The sequence below is a fragment of the Planifilum fimeticola genome, assembly GCF_003001905.1.
Taxonomy (GTDB): Bacteria; Bacillota; Bacilli; order Thermoactinomycetales; family DSM-44946; genus Planifilum; species Planifilum fimeticola.
The window spans coordinates 33704-60599 of the sequence record NZ_PVNE01000024.1 but is presented as its reverse complement, the minus strand read 5'-3'; the positions used below and the strand labels follow the sequence as shown (position 1 = coordinate 60599).

Here is a 26896-nt window from a genome sequence, read left to right as displayed (position 1 = left end):
AAACATCAAAAAAATGGCCTTGCTCCTCTCGAAGAGAGGAAAAGGCTTTGTGATCCGCCTAATTTACCAAATCTAATTTCCTTTATCTGTTTATTTCCCATAAACATGCAACCCCTGGCGCTTTTCTTGCGAAAAGAGCCAGGGGGTTTGTCATCAATCTCGGGGCGGGTTTTCACCCGCCCCTTTCATATGCAGGAAAAAACGTCCAGCAATACGAATATGGGAGTAGTATATACAACAGGAGGATACGAAGTTGAGTAAAAGAAAATGGACTCATATTGGTTGCGGTGCTGCCTTTGGGCTTATTCTGTTACTTGGTGCATGTACCGCGGTCTTATTTGCTGTGGTGGATGATACGCCACCGGAACAGGCTCAAAAGAAAGAGGAGCCAACCACCAAAGAAACAGGTGCGGATCCGGAAACGGTCTCAAACATTGAGAATGCATTTGAATCTCACAAAATCGTTGTTAGTGCCATGAACAAAATCCGGAAACAGGCTGAGAATGGAGACGAAGAAAAAGCGAAAGAGGGCATAGCAAGTGCATTAATGATGATGGATCTTCCGATTTCTCTTGTCAGCCCGATTGAGGGACTTGAACCACTTACCGAAGAGGAAAAAAAGCTTGCTATATACCAGACAGATATTGCAGCAGCCTTCCAGAAATATCGAGTAATCATCGAAGGAATGAAGCAAGGCATAGACGAGGGATTAACTGTGGAACAGGCTTTTTCATCGATTTATGATGCGAAAGCCGGTGATGTCTTATCGGAGATTGATAAACTTGAAAAGAGGCTGGAGGATTTCAAATAGTAACCGGCTCCGCGCCGGTTTTTGTTTGCAGAGGAAAACCCCCGGGATCGGCCCGGGGGTTTAGTCGTCATCATCCATTGGAAGGCCACTGTTGGCCACGATGTTCCGGATCTCCTCGTCGTCGTCCTTCTCCGGCTCCGATTCTGGAGTGGAGGCCACCGGCACCGTTCCAATGTTGATGTTGTTGATGACCTCCACCTTTTGACTCTGCATCTCTTTGTAAAGGAACAAGACCCTCAGAATAAACCCCTGTTTGTTGGTCGTCCTCTCCTCCATCCAGTCCCACAGTTCTTTGATCGCGGGATCGGTCAGGTTAAAGTTGACTGAAACCGTCGCCCGTTCTTTCCCCTTCTCAACCATTAGGACCTCCTCGCTTTGCCCGCTGCCAGACACCCGAGGACGTTGGCATACACCCCGTCTTTTACCACCTCCGCGTTCGGGAAGTAGTTTTGGATGTAGGGAGCGAATGCCTCATTTCCACCTCCGATCAACAGGACCGAATCATCGTCTTCCCAACGGAGCCGGCGCACTTCGCCATTGATGGTGTCCGCAGCGGTTTGGATTTGTTCCTCTGTTACCTTCGTATCTTTCCCGAGCATATCACAACCAAGATCAAACGATCCAGATTCCCGGTTGATGTATACACCGTCCTTGAAGGTGGCAGCGTTCCACATACGGCTTCCAAGGTCCAGGATCCGGACCGTCCCCGGACGATAGTTGGTGAAGAAGGAAACTGCACCTTCCATCACGATCAGGACCCGGGAAATGTGGATCGTCCGGCTGTCCCCGTTTATAGTTACTTCGTGCTCCCCCTTGAGCAAATCCTTCAATCCGCGGCGCTCTTCCTCGTCCTCATAATTTTTGATCGGGATCGGCATGACAAGGAAGATATCGTCTTGGATTCCAGTTTGCCAGAGAGCGGCCAGGGTTAGCAGGAGGGTTTCCTTCGTCACCTTGGTCTGATCAAAGTTCCGGTACGGGTTGTATGCCTCCCGTTCCGCAAGTTGGCCAATGAAGTAGCCGGATCCGTTGTAGAACATCTCAATGTCGCCAGGAAGGTCCTCCCTATACCCTCGCTTGTGATACTGTCCCAACACCGACGGGAACATGAACGGTTTTTGACCCTCCGCAGCCACTTTCACACGGCTCCGTCCGCAATCGACAGCCACAATCTTCATCTCATAGCTCCTCCTTTATACATTCTTGAGAAGTGATATAGAATGTATATCCATATCCATTTTAATGCGGAGGAGCATATAAGTCAATGATTAGAAGTGATATAGAATGTCTAAAGAATGGCCAATAAGAGAACGTGAACTATCCACTTTTTCCCGGCGGTAGGCTTGGTTTATCCTGATGACAGGGGGAGGTGAACAAGAGGTAGGTGGGGGTTGCCTCCTTATCCTGAGTCTTATCCTGATGTGATAAGCATCAGGATAAGGGGCAATTCTGCGTCAAAAAACGCATGAAAATTAGGTGTTGAAATTTTTGGCATGATCTATTATTGTCTTACTTAGGAGGTAGATTTGATTGATTTTTGACGTCGTCAATGAACAAGTCACACCGCATCTTTCCATGAAGGACCGTCTTATCTTAGCGCTCTACGACCTCGGAATCTGCACCAAAGATCAGCTAAAAACCGTTTCCGGATGGACGGAGAACCAAGTATCCGGAGCGATCCGTCGGGTTCGGGATGCGGTGGGGAAAAAGGAGGCGGATAACTGGATCAGATCTTGGCAGCCACGGAGGGGTAAGCCGTTCGTATTCGCACTAGGCAAGGAAGGACACGCTTACGCCAAAGGATTGAGAGGCGAAGGAAACGGCAATGGGCATCCTCCGGCCTCTCATGTGTGGCACTTCGTGGGGTTGAACGAAATACTGTGCAGGTCAATACAATCTGGGTTGGAGGTGAAATCTTGGCTTTCCGGAAGGGAGTCGGCAAGTTGGCTGTACCACCAGTTGCTGACTCGGGACGAGAGTGGAAAGGTTTCCGTCCCAAAGACCCCGCTGAGGCCCGACGCCATGATGTTGGTGGGGAATCAGTGGTGGATGGTGGAGTACGACACCGGGACGGAAACGCCGATGAGACTGAGCGAAAAGTTCGCGAAGTATCTGGACCTGTCCCTGATGCTCGACCTTTCGGAGATTCCTCTTCTATTCGTGACGGTTTCGGATCAGAGAGTGAATACCGCCGAGTGGGCGTTTCGGCGGGCGTTCGAGGCGCATCAGGCGACGTGGGACAGAGTGTTCTTCCTGAAGGAGGGACAGGAGACGGACTTCTTGTCCGGGTCCTTGAGGGAATAGGCCACCGTTTATGGGCCTACCCTATAGCGTTATGGGAGATCGTTTCGGGGCTGGTCAAGTTTATCGTGGGCGTCTTGTGGCACTTTGGAAAGGCAACCTGGACCGGAGAGTTGTTCCCGCTCAGGGACGGCGGGAAAATCGTAGACCAAGGAAAGGTCGTAGGGTATCTTGATGGAGGCAAACCCCAAGCAATCGGACGTCTCTTGGCCATCCCGGTCCTCGCTTTGGTGGAAGGGTTCGAGGCCCTAAAGTACTTCAAATTCTATGTGCTGATGGTATTCTTGGCCAAGATCCTCATCTGGACAGGGTATCTGTCGGACCCGGGAAATACCTTCCCCATTGGAGCGGTATGGCTGGCCGCCGGTGCAATGGGTATCTCGTCGTTGTATTGTCTGGCGGTAATCGTCTACCAACGAAAGGCGAGAGGATTGCGGGAGATTCTCCCCCAGATGTTCTCAGGCAAGATTGAAGAAGATGAACCTCCTCGGGGGCGGGTATACCGCGACGACGATACCCTGGAGGTCAAGGTTGTAAGAGGATTGGAACAATTGGCGAAGAAAATGAATAAAGGAGAATAAAAAAAACCGGGCAGGAGTAAATCCCGCCCGGTTTTACTTTAAGCGATTGAAAAGGAAATCGCTGCTGCCTACTTTTATCCTAGTTGGTTTGTTCTATATTTGCAACATGTTAAAACAATTTTTTCCACGTCACGGGTCCTACAATGCCATCAACGGCAATTCCTACTTTTTTCTGGAATGACCGGACAGCGGCTTCCGTTCTCGGCCCGAAAATGCCGTCGATGGCCAAGCCACCCAACTCCCACTGCACACGTTTCACCCAGACACCCCGGCTTCCACGTCGCAAAAGATAACCAGGATACGTCGGAAAAAGATACTTCCAGGTTACAGGGCCTACAATTCCATCCACCCCGATACCCATTTCCTGCTGGAACTCCTTGACGCGGGCTTCAGTGCGCGGGCCAAAAATGCCATCCACCACCAGCCCCTTCAATTGCCGTTGAATTTTCTTGACTACTTCCCCGGTTGATCCCCGACGGATCATGTAGCCCGGGTATCCATCACCCGCTGGTTTGGTCTTCGGTTTGGAAGGTGCGGGGGATGTGGCCCCTTTGCCATCCTTGATCCGGGCCACAAATGCATCCCATCGCGGCAAAATGTTGCGGGGGCAGTTCTTCCCGGTCCAGTGTCGATGTGGAACCACATGGCTGACGGGGATGTCCAACTCATTCATCAGATAGCGAATCAATTCGATGGCGTTGGTTTCCGCTTTGGTCCGGTTCCCGTCTTCATTCTCGCAAATCTCAATTCCGATGCTTTCCCGATTCCCGGTTCCGCTCCCGGCATGCCAACCCATTTCGTTTGTGGGTAAGTGCTGGATAATCACTTTATCATCCACCGTGAAGTGCCAGGATTTAGACTCACCACCAGCCCCGTTTTTCAAATATCGGGCATGAGACTTCGCATCCGCGCCCTTCGTCCGGTTTGCGGTATCATGGACAGTAATAAACCGGGGACGAATTTTAGTCCCCGGTCGGTTGTGATTACCTTTCGGGATGAAATCCTTGATGATATTCATTTGCTCACCCCCACATCTTTCACGTTTTTCACCCCGCTATACAATCCGACAGCCGACAGCCCCATGGCGATTCCGGACCAAATCCCTTGGATCACATCCCCGGGGGACAAAATAAAAACCCCCGCCGCTATTCCAAGGGCAAGGGCTAAAATCGGAGAGTATCTTGCTGGAAATCCTGTTCTTTTCGCAGCTTCCACCAAAGCCATGATCAACCCTACAAGCGCCGCATCATCAAAACCGACCATGTTATCAGCCTCCGATCAATTTTTGAGCAAATTAAAAAGAGCACCCAGCCCCAGAAGGGCGATGCTCACCCACACTCCCCATTGTCTGTCCTCAAGTCTTTTCACCTTTTCGTTGACTTGTGCCACCTTCTCGTCAACTTGTTCTGTTTTTTGATTTGCTGCCCTCGCCAATTCCAAAGCCTCTCTACTTCTTTCATCTGCTTTGTCTGCTACTGCAACCTGATCCTTGAGGTATCGCATATCCGCTTTGATCTCCTGAAGATTCGCGTCCACCTTTCGCAAAAGCTCATACATCTCCTTTGGAGAGATGGTCACACTGCCATCAGGCAAGCGAATCACCTCCTTATCAGGATTGTTGGTTCGCCCATTCCTCAACGAGGAGATTGTACGCTTTACGGCATGCCTCCTCCTTGGTGGCGGCTGTAATCCCTGTGTCTTGATAAGTCTTCCTCAGAACCTTGTATCCGTTGGTTTCGTCTCCTTCTACCAAACAGGTCTCGTGCAAAATATCATTTTCCAATCCCTCATCAAGAAGAACAAAGGTCTTGTCTGTAAACTCGAATTTTTTCATGCTCACGCTCATTACTCTCTCCTCCTATTGACTCAATAGCCGTTTGCTTAAGTCATTTGGGTCGTTTTTTCTAAGAACAAATAAAAATAAGTAGTGTCATTAAGATGATAAACCACTCGGAAGCCTTGACTGGAAAATTGGTTCATTTCATCTGTTGCGGCTTGATTGTCATAAGGAGGATAGTAGATTTTATACTCATAGATATTGTTATCTCCAGGTTGTTTTCCCATCACAACTTTATAGATACGACCGTGGTAATGTGAACAAGCTACAAATTTATATCCATTTAATCCCTTTTCGTTCAAATCCCGTTCCAAATCTCCCCTGCCCAACCGATATTCAGTGATGTAGTCTTCCCCTTCGCTATAAGGAACCATGGAAAAAACGATATACTCCATGAAACTCACTCCCCGTTTGTTCTTTTTGTCAATCCGTTATACCGGTATTTCAGGTTCTTCACATCGTCAAACAGACGAAGTCCCTTGCTGATGGCTGACTGCTTGCCCACCACCACTTCGATTCGCTCCTGATTATCAGAAACATCGAAGGAAACGGCTCGGACCACATCCGTGGTGGACTGGTGCTTTAACCTGACTGGTACTATGTCGCCAATTTGGAAGTCCCGTCCATACTGAACCGTCGGCGTTTCCTGGAACTGAAAAGAGAAAATGGTTTTCTCTGCTTTTTCCGCAAGTATCGCCCCAATTTCTCGATTCAGGGTCTCTTTTTCCTCATTCCATCGAGAGTTCTGGGAATCGTTGATGTGGCCAGTATATTCCTCGAAGGATTCGATCACACCGTGAAGATTTTTGCTTGCTGTATCTCCGGAATAAGCAAACCGTCGGCTTTTCCCCTGGCCGGATCCGCCCATGAGAATTTGGTTGGCCTCAGGGCGCTGCCTGGTGTAGGTATATGCTGTAATCGTCCCCAAATCAGGCGACATGATCGCATTCGGCTTGGCTTGGGATGTGAGGCATTCAAACCGAATTTTGTATGCCGGACTACCGTCCGGGTTGGTTCCGCTTTGGTATTGATAAGCCGCCATCCTAATGGGATAGCCCTTGTAATCGGAGTAATCGGCTATTCCCTTACATAGCTCAAACAGGTTTTCTCCCCTGCCAGCGCTCCGCTCCTTATTGGGAATCGTATACCCGACCAAGTTATCGCGGGTAGTCAGGAATGACAGCCGGCGGGATGATTGTTCTTGCCCTTCTCCGATGTTATCCCATACAAAAGTGTGGATATGGGTGGAAGCTTTGGCGGTCGTTGTGGTGTCGGACAGGTTCGGAAAATAGTCTGTGTGTCCGCCATTCGCTGTCCCGTCCGTTGTCATGTAAGGGCTTGTCATATATTTCGGGTGAGGCAGGGCCAGATGGTCAGCGATCCATTGGAGATCGCATGATCCAGAGACGATCAGCTTCTCCCCCTCATCGTCGGAGACTATCTCGGTGATCTCCGTCATAGGGCCGCTCAGCAAAAAGTAGCCATTCCTTTCAATGTAAACGCCGCCTTTCCCACCATTTTGGGGATCGGCGGCGATTTTAAGAAAGTGTTTGGCTCCTTCGCTGTTTAGATCGAGTTCCATTTTCCACTTGCTTACCTCATTAAAGTACAGATTGATTTGCAGGCTTTTCCAATGTGGAACCTCGCCGATGAATTGGAGGTCTTTATTCCGGACGCGAATTCGATAATCAGCGGCCCGGTCCGGCATCGCTACGGCTACGGCCACTTTCTACACCCCCCAATACGGCGGTTGAAACTCCACCACGATTTTGGTGTTGGCGTCGGTGCTGCCTCCATCCAGATCGACTACATATTCGCCGGGAGGAATGGAGAACAGTTGGTTTATCGATGGGTCCAAAAACTGATAGAGGTTTTGGCCGTCGTCGAAAATGATGGTTTTCCTTCCGGGCCTAGTGTCCACCACGACGTAGCGGCCAGCCGGGATCGTGAATCCGGTTAGCTTGAACTCGGCATAGATGTTCAGGTCGTTGTTCGGGTCTACCAGTTGGACCTGCGGGTTCGTTATCGGCCCATACAATTTGAAAATCGGCCATGCTTCGGCGTCTCCAGGATTTTTTACCATGACCTCAGTAGGAAAATACCCGGCATTTTCTGGACCAGCTCCATCCACCACGATCCTCTCGCCATACCAGAAAGGATCGAACGCCCGGAAGGAAAGGACAACTTTTTTCCAACTAGGACCTTGCTCCCCCTTGCCTTCTTTTCCGATGATGTCAGCCAAACGACAATTGATATACCTGGCTTCACCTTCCGGTTGCACCTCGACAAGAACCAGCGGTTTGTCTGCAAGCTTGGCAGTCAACTCTCTAACCTTTTGTCGGATCTCGTTTCGATTTGCTCCGTTAATTTGGATAAGAAAATCGATTGGTCTGGGATCTTTAGTAGTAAATTGATGAACCGAACCTGGAGCACCAAAAACCCGATATTCTGCAAAAGAAAGCGGAGCCATCTCAGCCCCGCTTCTATCACCCAAATATTTATATCCATCCCGGTTATCAAAGATAATCAACGGTTGGGGCGGAATGGTAACTACATCCCCCGGTGTTTCCGTCCAGCTCACCGTCAGGTTGTCAATCGTACACAAATCCCGTCCGTGTATAGGACTAGAATCTCCTGCATCCCGCTGGAGTTCAAAAGTGAGGGTGTAAGTTTGGCCTGGTGTTAAATTCAGCGTTTCCTTCCACCACCTACCCCACGGACAAGCCCATTTGGAGCTGACTTTTTTTGATGTAGTCAAATCGATATCGCACCAGTCGAACTCCTTCCAGATTGAATAGTTCACCCAAATTCGGTATTCCTCGTACAGGCGAAGATACCCTGTGGACTTGTCTTTGGACTTGCCGCGCTCCAACTCAACGAAATTCCACCACTCGACCTTAGCGTTCTTCACACCGTTCGGTACCTTGATGATGAAATCGACCGCCGCGTCCTCTTCATTCTTGGTCTTCTCACGCTGCGCCCGGAAGCTGTAGCTTCCCTGGTAGGCGATTTTGGTCGTGCGTACCCAGCCCGCCTCGGGGTACTCGGATTTGCCACCACCGCTTTTGAGCTTGGATGGGTTGTTTACTGTGAAGAATTTGTTGATGGTGGAACTCTCGAAGGTTTCCGTCACTCTAAAGTTATTGGTGGTCGTTTTGATCTCGGTCGTTGGAGCGGTGGCCACGTACAGCAGTGATTTGCTCGGGATGTCGTAATAAACAATTAGATCATCCAGGTATACAGAATCAGTGTAGGAGTACCCCCCGCTGTCATCTTTGGTGTATTTTAACAGGAGTTCATATTCTACACCAGGAGTTAGATCTAATTCTACTGTCTCCCATCCCTGACTCGGTCCCGCTATTCCTTGCCAGATCGTCTCGCCATTAAGGGTAAACTCTCCCACATCTCCATTGGGAGTGGCATCGTGAAGAGCACTGAATTTCAGCTTTGGATTGATGGCGGTGATAGGTACTTTAAACCTGATGGCTGCCGCAGCACTCGCACTGTCGGGAATGGTTGGAGCCCGACCCGCTTCATCAATGCCAGATCCGTCTGCGTCCACGTCCTCAACACCGTAAGAGTAGTAGCCGGATTTACTTTTTCGCTCCGTTACTTTGAATCCATATGAGAACCCGGCTGCTTTATCGATCACAGTGAAGAAAGGGTCCATTTCGGAGGTTTCAAAATCCAAATATTTGACAACCCCTGCCGTCGGCAGTTCAATAGTAGCGGGATTTGTCTCCTCTTCCCAAGTTACTTCAAAATCATCAACGGTAATGCTCTGGCCGTTGGTCGAAGTGGTGCGATAATGCTGGAGAGTGATCGTTTGATATCCTCGACGAATGACGGAGGAAGTTGCATCAGATGCAGTGTAAACTGCCGCTGCGGTCCCGCCGTTGACGGTTATTACTACGTTTCCGTTGACGTAAACTCTTAGCTGATCTGTTGGGTGGGCTCGAGACGCATCCACCCACAGTTTAATGGTGATGTTTTTGGCGTTAACCGGAACGGTATATTTGATTTGTGCGCCGGACCACGTAGCAGAACCCGCAGCCACTGTTTCTGAAGTATATCCATAAACCCCTGTTTCTTTATAGGTGGTATCTTTGAACCATCCTTTAGAGTATGTTGGTGCTACATTTACGACGGAAAAAAAGTCGGTCTCCTCATAATCAGTAACTGTGTTTCCCTCTTGAAGTTGTACATTTCGATACCATCCAGTGCCTCCGGTCATGCCAGGAGTTGCCCGAAAATCAGGTTTCACTCTGGCGAAATAAGCATTGCTTGGAGCAGTCAAGGTAATCGAAACCCGCTTCCATCCCGTCGTGTTGTATGCCGACGGTGATGTTCCTGAACCAGAGATATACTGCTTGTTTTGGTCGTACCACCGAATCAAAATACGCGGGCCATTATTAGTATCTATCTGTCCCTCCCCCTTTACTTCGCACGAAGCGGTATAAGATTGGTTCGGGACAACCGGGATATATTCGCTACTTTCAACTCCCGGGCTGCTGAATTGGGAGGCGTTGCTTGAAAGTACGTTTATAACCTGTGCCTTTTCCCCCTCATCAAAGAACCATTCGGCAACGGCGGTTGCATCCGTCGCTCTTATGAAACCGTCCGCCAAACCGTCACCGTCGGTGTCTCTCGACATCGAAGAATAGGCAAGCAAATTTTCAAACCCTAACTTTTTGGTGGTAGTTGTCATAGTCTCACCTCCCGTCATGCAATAGAAAACCTGCAGGAAAAGGGGCCTTAGGCCCCTTTCCATCTAAGCCAACCTTTCAAGATTTTGTATCGCTCGAATTACTTCTCTCTGCGTTCCTACCGGATTAGCGGCTCCGTTAACAGTAATGTTGTAGATTCTATTGATAACGGGTCGGCTAGTGTTAGCCGTCATTTGTGAAGTCTGCGTCGAAGTTCTTGTTTGAAGTTGATTGAGAGTTGTTTGGGAAAGCATTTCCGCAACCCGTTGGACGTGAGGCAGACGTTTTCTCATGCCCTCTTCATATCCTTGGGCTGCAAAAACCCCTATCTTCATCATCTCGCGGGATGGTGATCTACTATCCAGAGCTCTCTTAATGGCGTTCATGGCGGCCCGTGCGATCTGCTTGGCCGCATCAATGACGCCGTACTTCCCGCTCAGGATCCCTGCCGCAAATCCAGTGGAAACACTCGCCCCCAGTCCATGCACCCCGCTGACTTTCAGATTACTTTTCGCTCCGCTGGCCACAGACGAAGCAGCTTTCGCAGCACCTGCTTTCTTGCTGGCGATTCCTCTTTGGAACTCACTTCCTACCTTCCTTCCACCGCCACCGTCTGTAGCACTCGCCAGCGTTTTCGTCGTTGTTCCCTTAAGTTCGCCAGCAGCTTTTATAACATTCGGTTTGCTGGCATTCAGTCCTTTTGCCATAGAGGTTCCAGCGGCTTTCCCTTCGGGAGTCAGATTCGTCTTTGCCCCATTTTTCAATAAAAACTGGACACCTTTAGCAAACTGCTCAACACTGATTTTGCCGGATGATAAACCTTGTAACAGTGTTTTAACGGTGAATTGCCCTTCGGCCCCCAGATCCACCTTAGCCTTGCTTTTAATGTCTAATCCCAAATCAGCTGCCGCCTCAACTACATCAATGGCCCCGGTCTGCATTCCGAATCGGAGAGTTTGGATGTTTTGTTTTCCTTCAGCAGAAAGATCCACTTTCATCCCGTTTTTGATCTGGGTACGAAAATAGGCATACACAGCATCAAAACCCAACGTCCCATTAGAAAGTCCCTCTGCAAAGGATTGAGCAGTCATTTGCCCGTATCGCCCCAGATCGATTTTCATCTTTGATTTGAGATCTAAACCGATTTTGTCAGCAATTTCTGCCGGGTCCTTCGATCGAAGCCCCTCTACAAAGGATTCGATCGCCTTGATTCCTTCCGGAGTGAATCGGCCTGCTCCGTAGACATTCCGAAGTTGGTTCATGTGGGCAATGGCAACATCCCGGGCGGTATATTGGCCGGATTGTAACCCCTTAATAAAGGAGTTGATGGAAATTAACCCTTCCGGTCCAAGGTCGATCTTAAATCCATCTCGGGTTTCGACGGCCAGAAATTCAGCAGCGATGCGGGCTTTTTTCCCGCCTTTTCGGATTGTCGCAGCAAACCCTTCGACGGATTGCGCCCCAATATCTCCATATTCTTTGATCAGCTTTTCCATCCTTGACTTCAATTCGTTTTGGGTCTTTTCGCTGCTCTCGATTCCCTCTTCAAAAAATGCATCCCAAATTTTCTTCCCGCGTTGTTTGTTTAAAGATTCTATATCACCAATGAGTTGACTTTGGCTCTTGATGATCTTACCAGTATGAACATCATAGAGATAAGCTTCTTCAGACAGACTATCCTGTAGCGTTTTAAGTGCTTCTGCGCGTTTTGACTTGGCTGTAGCAATGAGATCTTGTTCTCCAGCCTCCACGATTTTGAGGATCATGTCATACTGTTCTTTGGTGATCTGACCGTTGGCGAATGCTTCTTCCCAAGTTTTCCTTTGGTTTTTAGCCCATTTTTCGGCAGCTTTAATCGCTTTTTGATATGCTCCTTCAATTTCTTTAACCCATTTCTGAGCCCCTTCGGCGGTAATCTTTCCTTGATTGGCCTGGATCGTTTCCATGAAATTATTCAAATCGCCAACGCGTTTAACAAATGTCTGTGCCCCTTGATCCACATCCTTCAAAGCCTGGTTATATGCTTCGGCAAACTCCTTGGGCATCTTTGATACATCGCCGCCAAACTCTACCAGGCCCTCCCGGATAATCTTATTGGCTTCTTGGATCCGCTTAATTTGAGAATCAATAGCCTTAATCGCCGTGTCTGTTACTCCTTCAACGGCGGGTTCTAACGCTTTGGGGACTTGTTCCAGCAAAGATGCGGCTGCCTTTTGAATATTGATCTTGTCTTGATTCAATTCCGCCGTAATCTTATCTCCCATTTGAGAGAAAATGGCCACGGTTTCATCCACGATTTTTTGGGCCTCTGCACCAGTCGCTGTCCGGAGTTTTGCCAAATTGACAAGGGCTTGGTCTCGGAGATCCAAGAACCCACGGGCTGCCTGCTTCGTCCCCTCTGAAACACCACGACCAAAGCGGATCGCATCCTTCTCCATTTGCTCCATGTCTTTGGATGCCTTATAAGCCCCCGCACTGAAGGTCCCCAAAGCGACTGCTCCACCAACAACTGCAGCCGTAAATGGGTTGCTAATCGCAATGATGCCAGCGACAGCCGCACCAAGCCCCAACATTCCAGCTGTTACGGAGGCAAAAATTCCAATGGCCTCTTTGGTAGTCGGGTTTAAATCACTGAACCATTCAACTACTCCCTTCAAACCTTCAGCTGCTTTCCGCAAAATCGGGAGGAAGGCGGATCCCATTTGAATCTGGAATGTTTCAAAAGCCCCTTTGAGCTCTTCGACAGTTCCTTTTAGGTTATCCATCCGGGTTTGTGCCACTTCCATTGCTGTGGTCTTCGACATTTCCCGGATCATTCGCTTTACGCCCGATGCTCCTTCCTTGAAGGCGATTGTTGCAGCCCGTACCGCATCGGTGCCAAACATCGTTTTCAAAGCTTGATTTCGCTGTTCATCCGACAAGTTCCGGAGCTGTCGCCGGAGAATTTCGGCTATCTCCGCAAAAGATTTCACTCGGCCATGAGCATCGAAAAATTGGTTTCTCCCGTCAGCGGTGATGATTCCGAGCCGCTTCATCTCCTTCGCCGCCGATTTGGAGGACGGCGTTAGGTTGAGCAGCATCGTCTTCAGCGAAGTTCCGGCGTCGGATCCCTTGAGCCCGTTCTGGGCAAAAACAGCGAGAGCAGCAGCTGTATCACGGAAGGAAAGACCCGCGCTTGATGCCACTGCTGATACTTGAGATAGACCATAATTCAACTCTTTGATATCCGTTGCCGATGCATTGGCGGCTCCGGCCAAAATGTCCGCTGCTTGAGCCACCGAAAGATTGTCCTTCCGAAAAGCGTTCAACACTGTGGAAGCGATCTGCGCCGCTTCAGCCAGGTCGATTTCCCCTGCAGCAGCAAGGTTGAGCGCTCCGGCCAACCCACCATCCAAGATCTTGGCTGTGCTCACCCCTGCTTTTGCTAGCTCCTCAATTCCTTGTGCAGCTTCTGCTGCAGAGTATTTGGTTTCGGCTCCCAGTTCCAAAGCTAATTGCTTGAACCGTTCCATTTCCTGCGCTGAAGCACCAGTGACAGCTTTGACACTCGACAGTTGGGCCTCAAAATCTGCTGCTTTGTATACCGCCGATCCGAAAGCCACTGAAAATGCAGCGGACATCACCCCTAAAGCAATTCCAGTATCAATGGCCTGTTCCCGCACATGAAATAAATTCTGTCTAAAACGGGTCCACAGTGGCCCCTGCCGGTTTAACTGCCCGGTCAATTGACGGAGGGAACCCTCCAAATTGGCGAGCGTTGCGCGGGCTTCATTGAGCCGGATGGCAGCTTCTTGGGTTGCTTGCGCATTCTGCCCCAAATTTCGAGCAGCATCCTTATAGGCCAGTGATAGAAGACTGACTTTTTTCCTCTGAAGCTCGATTTGTTGCTGCAGGTTGCCGATTTTCACCCGAGCGAGATCATTGGCATTTCCAAACGCCCGTGCTTTAGCTTCTGCTGCCTGGTACTCTGAATGAGCCAGGCGCATTTTTTGATCCAGCTGGTCCAGGGAATGGGTGAGGCGTTGATGAAGCTGAGAAGAAGACCCCAATTGACCGTTCAATCGCTGGTGCGCTGCTTGCATATTAATGAGTGCAGCCCGGGCTTTGTTCAATTGGGTCTCAAGCCTTTGGGCTTGTTTCGATTCCGCGCCCAGCTTCTCCACCGTCTGTTGGTGGGCTTGGGCCAAAAGGGACACTTTTTGTTTTTGGAGATCAATCTGCCGACCCAACAGCTGAGACTGGAGTCTAAGCTGATCTTCGGATTTTCCGAACGCCTTCACCTTGGCCGCGCTTGCATCAAATTCACTTTTGAGCAGGCGCAGTTGCTGGTTGATTCGGGAAACAGCCTGGTTAAATCCTTGAGAATCCAGTACCACTTCCCCTTTTATTCGCCCTAAGATTTCCTCGGCCATACTTGTTCACCCCTTCCCTAAAAAATCCCCAGCTGATCGATGTATGCCATTTTCGATTGATGTTTCTTTCGCTGCTCATAAACGACCAATCGCATGTAAAAGGCGATATCCATCTGGTCAATTTCGTGCAATTTCCAACCAGATTGGAGGAGATTCAGATACAGCTCATTCAGGACTTTTTCCGGTGAGGTTTCTTTTTTTGGGTAGGGTTTCCCACATTCAACTCCTGAAGCGGTCCCGTAACCTGGCTAATAATCCGGTAAACAATCTCCCAAGATTGATCCACTACCCGCCGTGCATCTGTCCCCCGTTCATATTCCTCAACGGTAAACTGGTTGCCAAACACTTCCGTGATAAAGTGGTAGAGCTCATCCAACAGCTCCTCTTGTTCTTCTAGAGTCGCACCTGTCTCGGAATCCATGACCTTTTTCAGGAACTTCTCTCTCTTATCGGATATCAAGAGCGCTTTTCGAAAAAGGTACCCAGAAATAAAGTCCTGCGTGTAGGTTTTCGTCTCCCCATTTAGCCGAAGCGTGATTTTCAGCATGTTAAAACCCCCCATTTTAAAAAAGAAATAGGGCCGAAGAATCGGCCCTATTATCAAGTACCGCTGCCGCCTCCCGGTTCAACAACAGCGTCAAACCAGGTGCTACCCAGAGTAAAACTTTCATCTGAAGAGTCGCCTGAAATCATCCAGAGATCGTCGAAATCCCGTTTAACAAAGGTTCCTTGGATGGTCGGGTGTTGGAACTCGACGTTTTCCCCTTTAGTAGCCAGATTAATCTCCACTGGTTGGAACTTACCCTTATACAGCCAGACATACAAGTAGGAGCCATCCGCCTTTTGGCTCCGAAAACCAAGGGCAACGTAAGGCGCCACATCACCCGCACTTCTAACAAGCAACCCGTTCTGGTACGTATGCCCCAACAGCACCGCTTGTTTATCCAGCGGAATTTGCGAAACCTCCAATTCCACCTCGATCCCGCCGAGCGAACTGGCGGTTTCGGTCGGGCCGTCATCGGCATAATCCGTCACCGATTCCACTTGCGGCGTAACCCGCGCCGTCACAGCCGGAGCCAGTTTTTGAGGTGTGTCATAAGTGACACCAGTAGCGTCATCCTTGGTCAACAAGGCAAAATACAGGTCCTTCAAACCCACAAAAGCAGAAGCACTCGGTCCAGGCATGGTTTAACTCCTCCTTAGATCAGAAATTTTCCGCTGTATCTCAGTGCTTTGTGAAAGACTTGAGTGTCGTCTTCAAATAAATCAATGGCAGATGTACGGTAAAAGCCGAGCTCCTTCATAGTCTCATCTACTTCCCGGGCAATCGGCGATAGTTGACCCGGGTTTTTAGCCCAGATGGAAATTTGAAAGGAAACCCGGCTGGACACCGGCGTATCGTCATGATAGTCCTCGTCGATGTTGTTCAACTCAAAATAGGTGATCCGGGGGAACTCTTCGGCATTCGGTGCAACCATGAAGTAGATCCGAGGCCCCCCAAGCAGAGAGATCAACTCCGAATTGTTGTCCAATGCTTGAATGACAGTAGGTTTGAGGTTGATCACAACCCTATCCCCTGCCTCAACTTCTCAGCCATCGCTCTCAGTACGCGATTTCGGGACTCCACAACACTGGGCTCCACAAAGGGCTTTGGAGACATTTTGGAAGTCCCGAACTCCAGAAATTGAGCGTAAAAAGATTCTCTCCCTGGCCCCACTTCAATTACTTTGGCACCTTCTTTCTGTTTAACGCGGCCCATCTGAATGTTGTCCTTAAGGTGAACCCTCCGCTGTTTGTCTGAAGGCCCGGGAGCATTCCGGCTCATCGTTTCCTGGAGCTCTTCCGCTCCTGCCCTCAGAGCGTTGTTTTCTACCCGCGAAGCCCGATTCCCCAGCTGATGGAGCCTTCGCGTCATCTCATCAAAGCCGGAAATTTTCATATCAGCCACCGGCCACCACATCCTTTGCGATGATATGAAGCTCCTGATGCCGACCGGCAATGTCTACTACATGCACAATATTATATTGCTGACCACCATAGGAGATCCGCATGTCCGGGGTGATGCCGATTCGATACCGGATACGAAACAGGGTGTACCGTTCCGCATTGATGGCCGCCGCTTGCAAAAACTCCTTCCACCGGATGGACATCGGCTCAACCGCCGCCCAGACAGTCACGACATCTACCCAAGTTTCCAGGACGTTTCCTTCTGGATCCCGAATAGTGGTTTTCCGTTGAAAAGTAATCCGGTGGCGAAGATCACTGATCCGCATCGCCTTTACCCTTCTTTGTCTTCCCTTTGGGCTTTTCGGCGGTCTGTTGATTGATTTCTCCCCCGATGAATCCCTTTTTCCGGAGTTCTTCCACCCGTTCGGCGTCGTCAGTTTCGTATGTGCTCCCCGTTGGATAGTACACCCGGGTGTTTTTGTCGATGAACTCCGATGTAACACGGTACTTCTTCAAAGTTAATCACCTCACTTCATCCGGAGGTCGTTCCGTCTGGTGCGCTGTAGTCCTTCAACTGAAGAATGATACTCTCCAGCGCGAAATTGAACCGATCTATCCGTACCGCCGGATCCCGGTTCTCGTAGTGGAGAGCGCAGTAGAGCATCACAGCCAGCTTGTACAGGTTACTGTTCGACTCGGGGACCCCCGCGTTGGCCAGGTACTCCTTAGCGCCTTCGACGAGGAGAGTGAGGATGTCATCATCCTCACTCCCATCAATACGAAGGTATTTTTTCAGCTCATCCAGCGACAACTCCAGCATGGTTCATGCCCCCATTATCCTACAGGCACAACCTTGGCGCGACGGAACGCGGATTTGAGCAGGATGTGTTGATCGATCCACGCGGTGATGACAAAGAGATAGTCACCCGTGTTGACATCTTTGTCGGTATCGTAAACCAGCGGGCCGTCGTAATTCAGGTGTACGTAGTTGAAGTCACCCACAATCGGAGTAGTCGCGGAGTCGCTGAAGACAACCGGTTTACCGATGATGCTCTCCGGCGGAGCATTGAAGAGCACAGCGGACCCGTTGGACAGCGTTTGGAGGATCCGGACATAATCCGCGTAGGTCATGCACACCCGAGCATTTTCACGGAAATCCTCGTGCAGATCGGCGATGGCTTGAGTAATGGCTTCATACAGATCCGCACCGGAAACTTCCTTGATGTTGTTCTGGGTGGAGTAGAAAGACATATGCTCCTCGCCAGTAGCTGGAGTCGTCGCAAAGGACACCTTTTTCTCTTTAGCGGCCAAACCGGAACGGAGCGCATTCTCCACGTAATTGACCAAGTTGAGATCGGAACCGTGGAGAACCGTATCCGAAATGGTTGCTTTTACCTTGAACTTGTGCCGACCAAAGGAAACCTTGTCCCCTGTGAGCGCCAGTTCCTTAGCGGTTTCATCGTCTCCGATAAAGGCATCATCGTCCAACGTATAGGCGATTTTCGGCACTTCCAATCCCCGAATGTTGGACATGCGAATAACATCACGGAGAGGGTTCCGCGCAAACGGCTCATAGACCAACGCATCGGTCATGGTGGTCGGCAAGAGCTTCTCCCCGCCGGAGGGCTGCGGTGCAGGGAGCGCCCGCAGGACATTCATCGCTTCTTCGGACATCGGTCGATTCTGGATAGCAGCGCGAATCAGTTCCGCCTTGGCGGCAATCAGTTTTCCTTCCTCGTTTTCCACTACACTGATGGGGTTCTCTTGCTTGATTTTGGCCTGTTGTTCCTTTTCCACCTTGTCATGCTGCTCTTTCAGCAGTTCAAACCGCTGCTGCAAGTCAGCTTTTTTGTTCTTCAATTCTTCGATTTCTTCCTTTGTGACAGCGGGATTGGCCGCCTTGTCCACCAGCTGCTCCTCGACGTTTTTCAATTGATTACCAACAGTAGCGAGCTTTTCTTTTAGATCATACAGGGTAGGCATGTTTACAAACCTCCTATCAATTTGTCAATTTGCTCAATGTTTTTCTTGGATTCCACAATTAACTTTTGTCTTTCTTCCTGACTCAAGCCGCTTTTTTTGGCACTTTGCAAGGCTTCTAACAGCTCTTTCGGCGTGTTCTTATACCTGTGGAACAACTCTGTATCCGCGATGGACGCTGCGATTCCCTTCGCCTCCACCACTTCGTCACAGAGCCCATAATCAGCACACTCTTGAGCGGTCAGCCAGGTTTCATTGTCCATGAGTTCGGAAATCTTCTCCAAACTCAACCGGCTTCCGGCTTTGCTCAGATAGGCTTCGATGATGGATTCCCTGATTTTATCCAGATCATCGGCCATTTTTCTAAGATCTTGGGCATTCCCAATGGCCAACATCCAAGGATTATGGACCATCATCATCGCATTTTTAGGCATAAAAATAGTGTCGCCAGCCATGGCCACGACACTCGCAATACTTGCAGCCAAACCGTCAATATGGATGTTCACCTGGGCTTTTTGCCGCTTCAAAATAGAGTAGATCGCCTGCCCTTGGAAGACGCTCCCGCCCGGGGAGTTGATATATACGTTAAGCATTTTGATGTCCCCCAGGGCTTCCAAATCTTCTTTGAAGCTCTGTGCTGTTGTGTCAGTATCATCCCACTTGTGCGGTGTGATCTCGCCGTAAATGTAGAGTTCCCCAGTGTTATCCGCCACGTTTTGGACTTCCCAAAATTTTTTCATCGTTGTTCACCTCCTTATTATCACCTCCTCTCGTTCCTGTTCCGGTTGCCCTTCTCGTTGATCAATCGGTGTTAGATCTCGACTCATATATAGTTTGTCACCGCCTTTCATCGGTGGTAGTTCTTCATAGGCGCGGACCTCGTTTGGTGTGAACCATCCGGAACGAATGCCTTTAAAGTAGAAATCTCCTCGGGTTTTGATGTCTCCACGCAAAAGAGCGTTCACGTTGAATTTAAATCCTAACCCTCGTGAACGCTGCCGCTTGGTCAACAGTTTTCGGTTTAATTCTTGCTCATATTGCCGGACAATTGGAATGAGCGTTCCCTGCACAAACTCCAGCGAAAGCTGTTCCATACTGGAGTAGCTATGCCCTTCCGTTTCGCCCAGCATATGAACCGGCATGTTGAAGACAGTAGCCACCCGCCCCCGGGTGATCTTTTCAACTTCGAATACCTTCGTGTCGATGATGTTCCGCTCAATCGGGGTGATCTCCATCCCGGATTCTTGGATGATCACACCGCCATTGGCTTGGTAGAACTCCTTGAAGTTGTTGAGGATCTCAGCCTTTTTTTCTTTCGACACATTAGCACCCAACTTTAGGATGAACGACGCCAGAATAGCGCTGTTCATCTGTTCCAGGCTAAATGTCCGGACTTTCCCGTCGTAATCCACCGTGTTTTTGAGCACATCAATCGGACTGATCCCCTTGTACCCGACAGAATGATAGGCAAGACTCTGCCCAACCGTCGGAATGTGTTTGACGTGGATCATGTCCATGTTGTGGACAAAATACCGGCCTTCGTCCCCTTCAATTTCATACCATAATTCGCGAGTTTTCTCCTCGATAACGGGTTCCACCCGTGACGGATCCAGAGGTAAGAGGGCCGCTACTTGATAGAGATCATCATATATTTTCAACGCGTATGCATTTCCATGGGTGTTCCGGCAGACTTCCATCGTCCGGATAAAATCAAAGCTGGTCATGTTCGGATTGGGCGAGTTCGCCAGTAAATCCGCTATCGGGTTATTGACAGGGGTATAATCCTGATATAGCTTGAGCGGCAGGCTGGCCATCGCGTTCGACAGCCGAGAAACCGCCGCAAAAATAGTTTCCACCGTCGCCAGCGTGTTGCTTGTTTTGCCGGCAAAGATATTGCTCGGAGAAAACCATTTGGTAAAGTCGTACCCCAGCCCGCTGTATCTTCCCGTTAAAACGTTCCACGCCATTTTCATCCGCTGAATGAAACGCAACTTATCACCCCCTTAACAAGTCTTGGATCGACACAAATTCCACCTCTCCCGCTGACTGCGGCTCCACCATCCGCTTCATCACTTCGGTGTGAGCATTAAGCCAGGCGGCGAATCCGTCAATTTTTCGGTATCGGTTCTGTTTGGTCGGCAACCAGTTTTCATTCCGGTCTTTGACTAGCTTCACGTTGTTCAAGTGCCACCGAAAGAGCTTGTTCCGGTTGTAAATCACCTTTCCATCCAGCAAAAGCTCCTTGATGTCCTTAAGAGCCGGACTGAGTGTCAGCGCTCCCTGCCGTACCACCTGCGTCTGAAAACCGTATGTCTGCAAATCCGCCACGAGGCGGTAAGCATTAGCCGGATCGTAAGTGATCAGATCAATGGTGTAGTGTTCCGCTTGCTCCACAAACCAGTCGAATACCAGTTTATAGTCCACATAGTCCCCGGGGCAGATGGTCAGCCATCCCTCCTCCTGCCATTCCCGGTAAGGGAGCTTTTCATTATCCAAATTAACCTTCCGCTGCGGGACGAAGGAGTGGGGTAATACAAAAATCCGCCCATCATCAAGCGGGAACTCCAAGCAGACAGATGTAAAGTCCTCCGTTTCGGAGAGGTCGAATCCCCCGACACAGTTTCTGCCAGCCAGCTTTACCAGATCCATCACACCATCATTCCGTTTGATCACCTCGAAATCGACGAAGGATTGTTCATCCGACTGGACAAACAGATTCAGCCGTTTGGTGATGAAGTCGTTTCGTTCTGGTGGAATGAGCTTCCGGGTGTTCCACTCCTCAATCATCGTCTCCAGATCGATGGTAACACCCAGATTTGGGTTGGCTTTCACCCAGTTGGCCGGGTCCTCAATATCGTCTTCCTCATCAAGCTCGGCCATGAAGTAGAAGGAGCGCTCATCCTGGATCACACCTTCCAGCACGTCAGCTGCCTTCTCGTAGTAGTCCATGAGCGGACCGTCCAGTTGGTATCCCGCCGTCGTGATGTAGAGAATGAGCGGCTGAGAGCGAGCCCCGGTACTGTTTTTGATGACGTTGATCAACTTGTAATCCTTGTACTCGTGGATCTCATCGAAAATCCCGAGATGACAGTTAAGACCATCTAGTTTCTCGCTGTCGGATGCTTGCGGCTCAATTTTGGAAAATGTTTTGTCGAAGTGGATGGCATCTCTGAGCACCCGGAAGTGCTTTGACAGAAGCGGCGATGCTTTGACCATCTTCTGACACTCATCGAAAACCACCCTAGCCTGTTTCATGCTGTTGGCCAGGAGATAGACATCCGCGCCTTTTTCTCCGTCCTTGGAGCAGCCATAATTGGCCAAACCGGATACCATCGTCGATTTCCCGTTCTTTCGGGCAACAAAAATAAGCCCCTCCTTAAACCGTCGGAGCTCGGTGTCTTTATGGACCCATCCGTAGAGTGAACCGATGATGAAGTGTTGCCACGGCTGTAACTCCAACCGCTTGAAATTCCCCTTGGATGGTTTGCAGAACCGCTGGATGAAATAGATCGGGCGAAACCCTTTTTCTTCGTTGAACACCCAGGGGAAATCCTCCGTCCCTTGATGTTCCAGATCCCGGAGATGACGCTCGCACGCCTGCCGCACCTTCTTTGAGACGACAATACGACCAGCAACAGCATCCCGGGCGTATTGGGTGGTGAGCAGATTAGAATGCTTCGAACTCATCCACCGTCACCGCCTCCGTGACCTTCTTCTCGGAGGCAGGCGTCAACTTGAGCTCGGCTTGAAGCTTCCGCTGCTGCTCGACGATCTTCAGAATTTTGTCCACCGATTTGTTTTCACGGAACATCTCCTGAGTTCCATTTTTGAAAAGTTCGACCACACCGCGATCCTTAATGTCATCCATGTGCTCCTGTTTAAGCTGTTCCAAGAGGACTATGTTATCTACTATCATGAGAGTCCGGTCATTCAGGTTGTTCTCTTTTTCTAATTCCTGAATGAGGATCTGGAACAGCTTTTTAGCCTCTCTATGCTTGATGATCTTCTTCGGCTTGTAATTCATTTCACCACCTCCCTCCCGCAAAATCACCCCCCTCGCGTGAGAATGCCCGGCGCGGTCGAAACGAAGGGCCGCCGCCGGTCCCGGGTGATCGGCCTTCCAGACTTCGAGGGAGGGGGGGATCCTCAAAAGGCCACAGCTTCATCGTTTGGAGCGGCCCGAATGATTCTTGCCTTGCGCCTCTTCTCCACTCCTCCCCCACCCCTCCCCTTCTCCGGATGTAGGCGGTTATGGCATGAAGCACAGACGCTTTCCAGGTTGCTTTCATCAAATGCTTTATCTGGGTTGTCTTTTAGAGGGTCAATGTGGTGTACCACAAACGCAGGCGTCAGCTTCCCATTTCGAAGACACCGCTGACATAAGTAATTGTCGCGAGCCAACACTGCCTCACGACATTTTTTCCATGCCGTGGTCTTATAAAATGGATTGGTTTTTTTCATCTCAGATCCCGCCTTGATTTAAAAAGAAAAGCGCCCAAACGGGCACTTTTATGTATTCAATCCATTATTACTTCTATTGAAAATAGATCCTTGAATTTCTTCTCGATATCTCCTGCATAAATCCTTCCATCTTCGGTATTCTTGGAATCAAGTTCAGAAAAGAATAAAGAAATCTCCTCAAATGTTTTCGGTGCTTCTTGTACGATTGCGGTACCATCCTTAAACTTAAATACCATCTTCAAGTTCATCCCTCCTACCTACATATTCGGCAGTAGATGGTATTTTCCTTCATGCGATAATATTGAAAAGAGAACTGAAAGGAGGAGTGAACATGGACGAAATAAAAAACATGCTTCAGATTCTCTTGACTAATCAACAGCATTTAAATACTCGGATGAATCACTTAGTAGAAAAAATGGATTGTCTGGAGAGCCGCATGATATCTTTTGAGGATAAATTAGATCAGATGCTTACTCGTTCATTGCAAATTTCTTCTTCGGTTTCTTGCCAAATAATAGACCGCCCCGCCGATCATTGACTCACCCCCGGCGATCGGACTACCTCCGATCCTTCGGCCCATCCAGATTTGGCATCGGACATCGAAGACTAGGGGGTTTGCGGGCAATCCCCAGATTTGTGAGGAGCAATCGGGGCACCTACATATTGACGGGTTTTTTGATGAAATCACAGACCGATCACGCTCCTCGCTCACTACCATTCTACTACAGAAAAGCGGGCATATGTTCCCGAAAATGTCCCTTTTTTGTCCCTTTTTTGTCCCTCTTTTGACTCACCTAACCAACGATATCAACCCGGCCACTTCCGCATATATCTCCAAAGCGCTTTCCTTAATCCGGTAGAAGGTGTTTTTTACAATCCCCATTTCCGCCTCGATGTATTTCCGATCTTTCTCCTCAAAGTACCACAGGCGGACCAATTGCCTTTGCTCATCGTTCATCGCAGACAAGGCATTCTCTACCCGGGAAACCCGCCGAAGCAAGTAGGCCCGCTCTTGCGCTAATCGGGAACGGTTTATCGTCATTTCGAACGTCGGGTCATTGATCTTCCCGGAGTGGCCTACTGGCTGATCCGATGTACCCGATCCAATGGATACATCGGCCAAGAGGTCGTCGATCTCCTTGATTCGGGCTTTCCATCGCTTATACTTTCTAAGATCAGACTCGATACCTGCTTTCAGCGTTGGATCGATGGCCACCCGTCCCCACCCCCGTGGTATAATGTGTATAGATTCCCTCGCTAAACCTCGTCCCCACGGGGGCGGGGTTTTTATCTGTAATTCGCCCTTTTTATGCACCATCAAATAGTACTGCGCATATTTATTTATCTGTGGAAATCAACTTTCCACCTCCCCATCCGTGCAGCTGACACACAACCGCCTTGACCAATTTGGTCAGGGCAGTTGTGTTTTTGATTGATCCCTCATTCCTCTCTTTTTATCCTCCAGTTAAACCATGCCACCAGCATCCAACAGATGCCGGCCACGGTCGCGATCTCCAGCCAGAACAGATCAGCCATCGTCTTTATGTCGTCTCCTCCTTCCCCGCCAGGCCAACAGGACCAAGGCGACAATCGCCGTGATCGCCAGGGCCACCAGGCCAGCGGCGGCCCCGACGAAAACCAGAATCAACCGGACGAATAATTCCGCCATGAACCAGAGAAGGTCAGTCATCCATCCATTCATCCTCCTTCACCCTCGCACGGGTGGCTTATCAGGGTATCGTATACCAAGCGGTTTTTTTGGCTTCTCCACTTTGTCTGCCTCTTCAGCGTGCATTAGTCGCTCCCGCACTTCCGCCACGATGATATCCTCCGGAGAAAGGACTAAATAACCGATCTTTGCCGGGTCCATGAAAACGATGTGACCGTTTTCCTCGTAGGTGGACAATGCTTTTTCGACTTCTGATTGTTCATAGAACCCCAGCAGTCGAAAGGGTCCGTGTTTTTTGTCAGAAACCAACACGGCAAACATTCCTGGTTCCATTGCCTGTCTGATACGGTGCATCCCTCTGCCGCCTCCTCACCTATTTCCGTTGTCCTTCTCTTCTCAATCATCATGCCATCACTTCATCCCTCAATTTTTTGAGTCCCTTTTTGATCAGACGGTTCACCTGGGCTTGTGTCACCCCGATAATCGGTGCAATTTCACGTTGCGTGTGTTCCTGGTGTCCTTTCAAACCGAAGTAGAGTTCAATGGCCTTCCGTTGTTTTTCCGGTAACTTTGGAAGTATTGTTTCAATGAATATGCGGGCTTCCGTAGCTCTCAAATCCGCGTCATCTTGACCAATCATTTCATAGAAACCCTTGTCCTCCATATCTTCCGAATCTCCGTCCATATATACCAGTTTGTAATCCCCTTTTTTCTTCCGTCGTTTCTCTTTTTGGATAATTTCCTTATAGATTTGTTGGCTGATAACGGTAATAGCATAAGTAGAGAATTTGGTTCCTCTCGTTGGATCGTATCGTTGAGCAGCTATCACCAAACCGATCTTCCCTACAGAAACAACATCGTCCTTGCCTACCAGTTTTATAAGATCAGCGTAGTATTTGAATACTACGTAATATACCAAGCGTATGTTTTGGGAGATCAACTGTTCCACATAGTGACGATTCATGGTTTCCTCTCCTTCCGTTTCATCAATCGACGTATCCCTTTTCCTTCAAAAGCGGAAGTTTTTCTGCCGCCCGCTTGAAGGCCCAATACCGTCCCTTTTCCTTGTCATAAAGCGATAGATCCCAAACGGCAGAAAAACCAATAATCTCGAAACCGTTTTTCAACGTTACCAAACAAACCGTCGTTCGCTCTCCCATTTTCCGAAATTCGACCTTATCGAAATGCTCAGCGAACTCCGGATTTTCTTCCAGAATCGTTTTCCAGTCCATATTCCTCATCCTTTCTTCTCTGGTAAATTCGATCTTCAATCCATTCAAACAGTTTGTCGCCCAATGTAACCACCAGGACCGCAAGTCCACCGGAGCCAAAAACAAAGATAACAACGGCTCCAATTCCCATCGCACTCCAAGTCCACACGTCCATGGCTTTCATGCCCCCTTCCGGGCATCCCGTAAGATCTCCATCAACAGATCCGGGTGCCAGGGCTCCCAACCCTCACCGGTATCGATCCACAACCGTTTGACTGTTAGCGGATCGATCCGGAGTTCCCGGAACCGATCGGCCACCATTTTTGGATCCCGGGCGGAGAAAGTGGCCCAGCGTTCTTGGCCGGCATAAGTCAAGTAGTGGACCCGGAACCACATCGGCCTCATTCCTCCCCGATCAGCTCCATCAACTTTCCGATTGGCAAGACCACCAACCATTCCCGCCGGTCGGCTTTTATGGCCAAAGCATCAATGCCTTCCTGATCCAGCCACTGATACAGGGTTTTGAACCCGTTTTTCCTGGCCTTGACCTCGAATTTCAGCCCAAGTCCGGCCACATCGCCGGTGTGTTCCTGGCCAGCGTGTTTGGCTGCTCCGGATAGCGGGATTCTCGTTCCGTTGATAAGACGGGCGAACTCTCTCTCACGTCGCGATCCTTTTGCCTTTTGGCTCCGGCCCATTATTTCCGCCCCCTCCGCACAATCTCAAAATGTCGGCTGAAATATTCGTTGTTGTCTCCTTCGACTGCAATAAAATGTCTGTATCCTGCTTCGTTTTTCGGCACGTACAACGCCCGTCTAGGGGTTTGGTTGGGGAAGGGACAGAATGAACCGATCCGCGTGGGATATTCCTTTCCTTTGATGAAGGCCACAACTTCTTTTTCCTCGTCCTCATAAGATGGAATAGATAAACCCTCAACACACCGCACCCGGGTTGCTGTTCGGATCTCATCCCATTCCATT

General features: G+C 49.6%; 36 protein-coding genes and 2 pseudogenes. 5 read left to right on the top strand and 33 right to left on the bottom strand.

The genetic code is table 11. The features are described from left to right. Positions 1-261, top strand: a 261-nt coding sequence (locus CLV97_RS18405) for a hypothetical protein (protein ID WP_211295759.1), incomplete at its 5' end; no start/stop codon positions are given. Further along, complete coding sequence (locus CLV97_RS13660; RefSeq protein WP_106346084.1) at positions 254-811, top strand: hypothetical protein; 558 nt, start codon at positions 254-256, stop codon at positions 809-811. The genes CLV97_RS18405 and CLV97_RS13660, both read left to right, overlap by 8 nt. 60 nt (positions 812-871) lie before the next feature. Here CLV97_RS13660 and CLV97_RS13655 read toward each other — a convergent pair whose 3' ends face one another. Continuing rightward, a complete protein-coding gene (locus CLV97_RS13655; protein WP_106346083.1) occupies positions 872-1171 on the bottom strand; it encodes a hypothetical protein in 300 nt (99 codons plus the stop codon). After that, on the bottom strand, positions 1171-1989 hold the full coding sequence (locus tag CLV97_RS13650) for a ParM/StbA family protein (protein WP_106346082.1): 819 nt from the start codon (positions 1987-1989) through the stop codon (positions 1171-1173). Before CLV97_RS13650 ends, CLV97_RS13655 begins: the two co-directional genes overlap by 1 nt. A gap of 352 nt (positions 1990-2341) precedes the next feature. On the opposite strand from CLV97_RS13650, the gene CLV97_RS13645 reads away from it, so the two are divergent. Both CLV97_RS13645 and CLV97_RS13640 read left to right on the top strand, forming a co-directional pair. Then, complete coding sequence (locus CLV97_RS13645; protein WP_106346081.1) at positions 2342-3115, top strand: replication-relaxation family protein; 774 nt, start codon at positions 2342-2344, stop codon at positions 3113-3115. Further along, on the top strand, positions 3046-3693 hold the full coding sequence (locus CLV97_RS13640; RefSeq protein ID WP_146130499.1) for a hypothetical protein: 648 nt from the start codon (positions 3046-3048) through the stop codon (positions 3691-3693). The genes CLV97_RS13645 and CLV97_RS13640 overlap by 70 nt, the downstream gene beginning before the upstream one ends. Positions 3694-3802: 109 nt before the next feature. On the opposite strand, the pseudogene CLV97_RS18635 reads toward CLV97_RS13640, so the two are convergent. The 23 genes and pseudogenes from CLV97_RS18635 to CLV97_RS13530 all read right to left on the bottom strand — a co-directional run. Beyond that, positions 3803-3907, bottom strand: a pseudogene (locus CLV97_RS18635) (peptidoglycan-binding domain-containing protein); the annotation flags it as partial. 108 nt (positions 3908-4015) lie between these two features. Further along, a pseudogene (locus CLV97_RS13635) lies at positions 4016-4711 on the bottom strand (peptidoglycan recognition protein family protein); the annotation flags it as partial. Further along, positions 4708-4956, bottom strand: a complete 249-nt coding sequence (locus CLV97_RS13630) for a hypothetical protein (RefSeq protein ID WP_106346078.1) — start codon at positions 4954-4956, stop codon at positions 4708-4710. The gene CLV97_RS13630 and the pseudogene CLV97_RS13635, both read right to left, overlap by 4 nt. 15 nt (positions 4957-4971) lie before the next feature. Then, positions 4972-5286 (bottom strand): hypothetical protein, encoded by a 315-nt coding sequence (locus tag CLV97_RS13625; protein ID WP_106346077.1) that lies wholly within the window; start codon positions 5284-5286, stop codon positions 4972-4974. Positions 5287-5302: 16 nt separating this feature from the next. Beyond that, positions 5303-5539 carry a hypothetical protein gene (locus tag CLV97_RS13620; RefSeq protein ID WP_106346076.1) on the bottom strand — a complete coding sequence of 79 codons (237 nt, stop codon included), beginning with the start codon at positions 5537-5539 and terminating at the stop codon, positions 5303-5305. A gap of 35 nt (positions 5540-5574) precedes the next feature. Then, positions 5575-5925: a hypothetical protein gene (locus tag CLV97_RS13615; RefSeq protein ID WP_146130498.1), complete on the bottom strand. Its 351-nt coding sequence runs from the start codon at positions 5923-5925 to the stop codon at positions 5575-5577. A 5-nt stretch (positions 5926-5930) separates the two neighbouring features. Next, the gene (locus tag CLV97_RS13610) at positions 5931-7256 is read right to left on the bottom strand and encodes a Gp37-like protein (RefSeq protein WP_106346074.1); all 1326 of its coding nucleotides are present in this window, start codon (positions 7254-7256) and stop codon (positions 5931-5933) included. A gap of 3 nt (positions 7257-7259) precedes the next feature. Further along, on the bottom strand, positions 7260-10238 hold the full coding sequence (locus CLV97_RS13605; RefSeq protein WP_170070538.1) for a phage tail family protein: 2979 nt from the start codon (positions 10236-10238) through the stop codon (positions 7260-7262). Positions 10239-10301: 63 nt separating this feature from the next. Then, positions 10302-14648 (bottom strand): phage tail tape measure protein, encoded by a 4347-nt coding sequence (locus CLV97_RS13600; protein WP_106346072.1) that lies wholly within the window; start codon positions 14646-14648, stop codon positions 10302-10304. A gap of 169 nt (positions 14649-14817) precedes the next feature. Continuing rightward, entirely contained in the window at positions 14818-15195 is a 378-nt protein-coding gene (gpG, locus tag CLV97_RS13595) for a phage tail assembly chaperone G (protein ID WP_146130497.1), read from the bottom strand. 53 nt (positions 15196-15248) lie between these two features. Continuing rightward, positions 15249-15833, bottom strand: coding sequence for a major tail protein (locus CLV97_RS13590; RefSeq protein ID WP_106346070.1), 585 nt, complete (start codon positions 15831-15833; stop codon positions 15249-15251). A gap of 14 nt (positions 15834-15847) precedes the next feature. After that, on the bottom strand, positions 15848-16213 hold the full coding sequence (gene gp17, locus CLV97_RS13585; RefSeq protein WP_106346069.1) for a tail completion protein gp17: 366 nt from the start codon (positions 16211-16213) through the stop codon (positions 15848-15850). Further along, positions 16210-16587 carry an HK97-gp10 family putative phage morphogenesis protein gene (locus CLV97_RS13580; RefSeq protein ID WP_245891585.1) on the bottom strand — a complete coding sequence of 126 codons (378 nt, stop codon included), beginning with the start codon at positions 16585-16587 and terminating at the stop codon, positions 16210-16212. The genes gp17 and CLV97_RS13580 overlap by 4 nt, the downstream gene beginning before the upstream one ends. Position 16588: 1 nt before the next feature. Next, entirely contained in the window at positions 16589-16921 is a 333-nt protein-coding gene (locus tag CLV97_RS13575; RefSeq protein WP_106346067.1) for a phage head closure protein, read from the bottom strand. After that, on the bottom strand, positions 16908-17111 hold the full coding sequence (locus tag CLV97_RS13570) for a hypothetical protein (RefSeq protein WP_106346066.1): 204 nt from the start codon (positions 17109-17111) through the stop codon (positions 16908-16910). Before CLV97_RS13570 ends, CLV97_RS13575 begins: the two co-directional genes overlap by 14 nt. A 16-nt stretch (positions 17112-17127) precedes the next feature. Next, the gene (locus CLV97_RS13565) at positions 17128-17415 is read right to left on the bottom strand and encodes a head-tail connector protein (RefSeq protein WP_106346065.1); all 288 of its coding nucleotides are present in this window, start codon (positions 17413-17415) and stop codon (positions 17128-17130) included. Between the two features lie 14 nt (positions 17416-17429). Further along, positions 17430-18578, bottom strand: coding sequence for a phage major capsid protein (locus CLV97_RS13560; protein ID WP_106346064.1), 1149 nt, complete (start codon positions 18576-18578; stop codon positions 17430-17432). Between the two features lie 2 nt (positions 18579-18580). After that, entirely contained in the window at positions 18581-19315 is a 735-nt protein-coding gene (locus tag CLV97_RS13555; protein ID WP_106346063.1) for a head maturation protease, ClpP-related, read from the bottom strand. Between the two features lie 6 nt (positions 19316-19321). Then, positions 19322-20566 (bottom strand): phage portal protein, encoded by a 1245-nt coding sequence (locus CLV97_RS13550; RefSeq protein ID WP_245891583.1) that lies wholly within the window; start codon positions 20564-20566, stop codon positions 19322-19324. 4 nt (positions 20567-20570) lie between these two features. Further along, positions 20571-22262, bottom strand: coding sequence for a terminase large subunit (locus CLV97_RS13545; protein ID WP_106346062.1), 1692 nt, complete (start codon positions 22260-22262; stop codon positions 20571-20573). Next, entirely contained in the window at positions 22243-22599 is a 357-nt protein-coding gene (locus tag CLV97_RS13540) for a P27 family phage terminase small subunit (protein ID WP_106346061.1), read from the bottom strand. Before CLV97_RS13540 ends, CLV97_RS13545 begins: the two co-directional genes overlap by 20 nt. A 122-nt stretch (positions 22600-22721) precedes the next feature. Then, positions 22722-23036: an HNH endonuclease gene (locus CLV97_RS13535; RefSeq protein WP_106346060.1), complete on the bottom strand. Its 315-nt coding sequence runs from the start codon at positions 23034-23036 to the stop codon at positions 22722-22724. Between the two features lie 56 nt (positions 23037-23092). Beyond that, positions 23093-23278, bottom strand: a complete 186-nt coding sequence (locus CLV97_RS13530) for a hypothetical protein (RefSeq protein WP_146130496.1) — start codon at positions 23276-23278, stop codon at positions 23093-23095. A gap of 89 nt (positions 23279-23367) precedes the next feature. Between CLV97_RS13530 and CLV97_RS13525 the strand changes: the two genes are divergently transcribed. After that, positions 23368-23574, top strand: coding sequence for a hypothetical protein (locus CLV97_RS13525; protein WP_106346058.1), 207 nt, complete (start codon positions 23368-23370; stop codon positions 23572-23574). 252 nt (positions 23575-23826) lie between these two features. On the opposite strand, the gene CLV97_RS13520 is transcribed toward CLV97_RS13525, so the two are convergent. The 8 genes from CLV97_RS13520 to CLV97_RS13490 all read right to left on the bottom strand — a co-directional run bounded on the left by CLV97_RS13520 (position 23827) and on the right by CLV97_RS13490 (position 26895). Next, positions 23827-24252 (bottom strand): ArpU family phage packaging/lysis transcriptional regulator, encoded by a 426-nt coding sequence (locus CLV97_RS13520; protein ID WP_106346057.1) that lies wholly within the window; start codon positions 24250-24252, stop codon positions 23827-23829. Between the two features lie 312 nt (positions 24253-24564). Further along, the gene (locus tag CLV97_RS18230) at positions 24565-24726 is read right to left on the bottom strand and encodes a hypothetical protein (protein WP_170070536.1); all 162 of its coding nucleotides are present in this window, start codon (positions 24724-24726) and stop codon (positions 24565-24567) included. A gap of 18 nt (positions 24727-24744) precedes the next feature. Beyond that, positions 24745-25059, bottom strand: a complete 315-nt coding sequence (locus CLV97_RS13515; RefSeq protein WP_106346056.1) for a hypothetical protein — start codon at positions 25057-25059, stop codon at positions 24745-24747. A gap of 49 nt (positions 25060-25108) precedes the next feature. Beyond that, positions 25109-25669, bottom strand: coding sequence for a sigma-70 family RNA polymerase sigma factor (locus tag CLV97_RS13510; RefSeq protein ID WP_106346055.1), 561 nt, complete (start codon positions 25667-25669; stop codon positions 25109-25111). A gap of 22 nt (positions 25670-25691) precedes the next feature. Beyond that, positions 25692-26060, bottom strand: a complete 369-nt coding sequence (locus CLV97_RS13505) for a Gp49 family protein (RefSeq protein ID WP_211295758.1) — start codon at positions 26058-26060, stop codon at positions 25692-25694. A 36-nt stretch (positions 26061-26096) separates the two neighbouring features. Next, a complete protein-coding gene (locus CLV97_RS13500; protein ID WP_106346054.1) occupies positions 26097-26312 on the bottom strand; it encodes a hypothetical protein in 216 nt (71 codons plus the stop codon). 5 nt (positions 26313-26317) lie between these two features. After that, entirely contained in the window at positions 26318-26614 is a 297-nt protein-coding gene (locus CLV97_RS13495) for a hypothetical protein (RefSeq protein WP_106346053.1), read from the bottom strand. Next, on the bottom strand, positions 26614-26895 hold the full coding sequence (locus CLV97_RS13490; RefSeq protein WP_106346052.1) for a hypothetical protein: 282 nt from the start codon (positions 26893-26895) through the stop codon (positions 26614-26616). Before CLV97_RS13490 ends, CLV97_RS13495 begins: the two co-directional genes overlap by 1 nt. Position 26896: the final 1 nt, after the last annotated feature.

What these genes read in the sequence shown, in the direction of transcription:
- gpG (WP_146130497.1), bottom strand. Translation starts at nt 15,195, where the DNA reads ATGCTGAAAATCACGCTTCGGCTAAATGGGGAGACGAAAACCTACACG.
- CLV97_RS18230 (WP_170070536.1), bottom strand. Translation starts at nt 24,726, where the DNA reads ATGACTGACCTTCTCTGGTTCATGGCGGAATTATTCGTCCGGTTGATT.
- CLV97_RS13545 (WP_106346062.1), bottom strand. Translation starts at nt 22,262, where the DNA reads ATGAGTTCGAAGCATTCTAATCTGCTCACCACCCAATACGCCCGGGAT.
- CLV97_RS13490 (WP_106346052.1), bottom strand. Translation starts at nt 26,895, where the DNA reads ATGGAATGGGATGAGATCCGAACAGCAACCCGGGTGCGGTGTGTTGAG.
- CLV97_RS13590 (WP_106346070.1), bottom strand. Translation starts at nt 15,833, where the DNA reads ATGCCTGGACCGAGTGCTTCTGCTTTTGTGGGTTTGAAGGACCTGTAT.
- CLV97_RS13540 (WP_106346061.1), bottom strand. Translation starts at nt 22,599, where the DNA reads ATGAATTACAAGCCGAAGAAGATCATCAAGCATAGAGAGGCTAAAAAG.
- CLV97_RS13575 (WP_106346067.1), bottom strand. Translation starts at nt 16,921, where the DNA reads ATGCGGATCAGTGATCTTCGCCACCGGATTACTTTTCAACGGAAAACC.
- CLV97_RS13495 (WP_106346053.1), bottom strand. Translation starts at nt 26,614, where the DNA reads ATGGGCCGGAGCCAAAAGGCAAAAGGATCGCGACGTGAGAGAGAGTTC.
- CLV97_RS13515 (WP_106346056.1), bottom strand. Translation starts at nt 25,059, where the DNA reads ATGCACCGTATCAGACAGGCAATGGAACCAGGAATGTTTGCCGTGTTG.
- CLV97_RS13655 (WP_106346083.1), bottom strand. Translation starts at nt 1,171, where the DNA reads ATGGTTGAGAAGGGGAAAGAACGGGCGACGGTTTCAGTCAACTTTAAC.
- CLV97_RS13535 (WP_106346060.1), bottom strand. Translation starts at nt 23,036, where the DNA reads ATGAAAAAAACCAATCCATTTTATAAGACCACGGCATGGAAAAAATGT.
- CLV97_RS13630 (WP_106346078.1), bottom strand. Translation starts at nt 4,956, where the DNA reads ATGGTCGGTTTTGATGATGCGGCGCTTGTAGGGTTGATCATGGCTTTG.
- CLV97_RS13600 (WP_106346072.1), bottom strand. Translation starts at nt 14,648, where the DNA reads ATGGCCGAGGAAATCTTAGGGCGAATAAAAGGGGAAGTGGTACTGGAT.
- CLV97_RS13500 (WP_106346054.1), bottom strand. Translation starts at nt 26,312, where the DNA reads ATGTGGTTCCGGGTCCACTACTTGACTTATGCCGGCCAAGAACGCTGG.
- CLV97_RS13615 (WP_146130498.1), bottom strand. Translation starts at nt 5,925, where the DNA reads ATGGAGTATATCGTTTTTTCCATGGTTCCTTATAGCGAAGGGGAAGAC.
- CLV97_RS13565 (WP_106346065.1), bottom strand. Translation starts at nt 17,415, where the DNA reads ATGCTGGAGTTGTCGCTGGATGAGCTGAAAAAATACCTTCGTATTGAT.
- CLV97_RS13510 (WP_106346055.1), bottom strand. Translation starts at nt 25,669, where the DNA reads ATGAATCGTCACTATGTGGAACAGTTGATCTCCCAAAACATACGCTTG.
- CLV97_RS13580 (WP_245891585.1), bottom strand. Translation starts at nt 16,587, where the DNA reads ATGAAAATTTCCGGCTTTGATGAGATGACGCGAAGGCTCCATCAGCTG.
- CLV97_RS13605 (WP_170070538.1), bottom strand. Translation starts at nt 10,238, where the DNA reads ATGACAACTACCACCAAAAAGTTAGGGTTTGAAAATTTGCTTGCCTAT.
- CLV97_RS13650 (WP_106346082.1), bottom strand. Translation starts at nt 1,989, where the DNA reads ATGAAGATTGTGGCTGTCGATTGCGGACGGAGCCGTGTGAAAGTGGCT.
- CLV97_RS13525 (WP_106346058.1), top strand. Translation starts at nt 23,368, where the DNA reads ATGGACGAAATAAAAAACATGCTTCAGATTCTCTTGACTAATCAACAG.
- CLV97_RS13560 (WP_106346064.1), bottom strand. Translation starts at nt 18,578, where the DNA reads ATGCCTACCCTGTATGATCTAAAAGAAAAGCTCGCTACTGTTGGTAAT.
- CLV97_RS13620 (WP_106346076.1), bottom strand. Translation starts at nt 5,539, where the DNA reads ATGAGCGTGAGCATGAAAAAATTCGAGTTTACAGACAAGACCTTTGTT.
- CLV97_RS13555 (WP_106346063.1), bottom strand. Translation starts at nt 19,315, where the DNA reads ATGAAAAAATTTTGGGAAGTCCAAAACGTGGCGGATAACACTGGGGAA.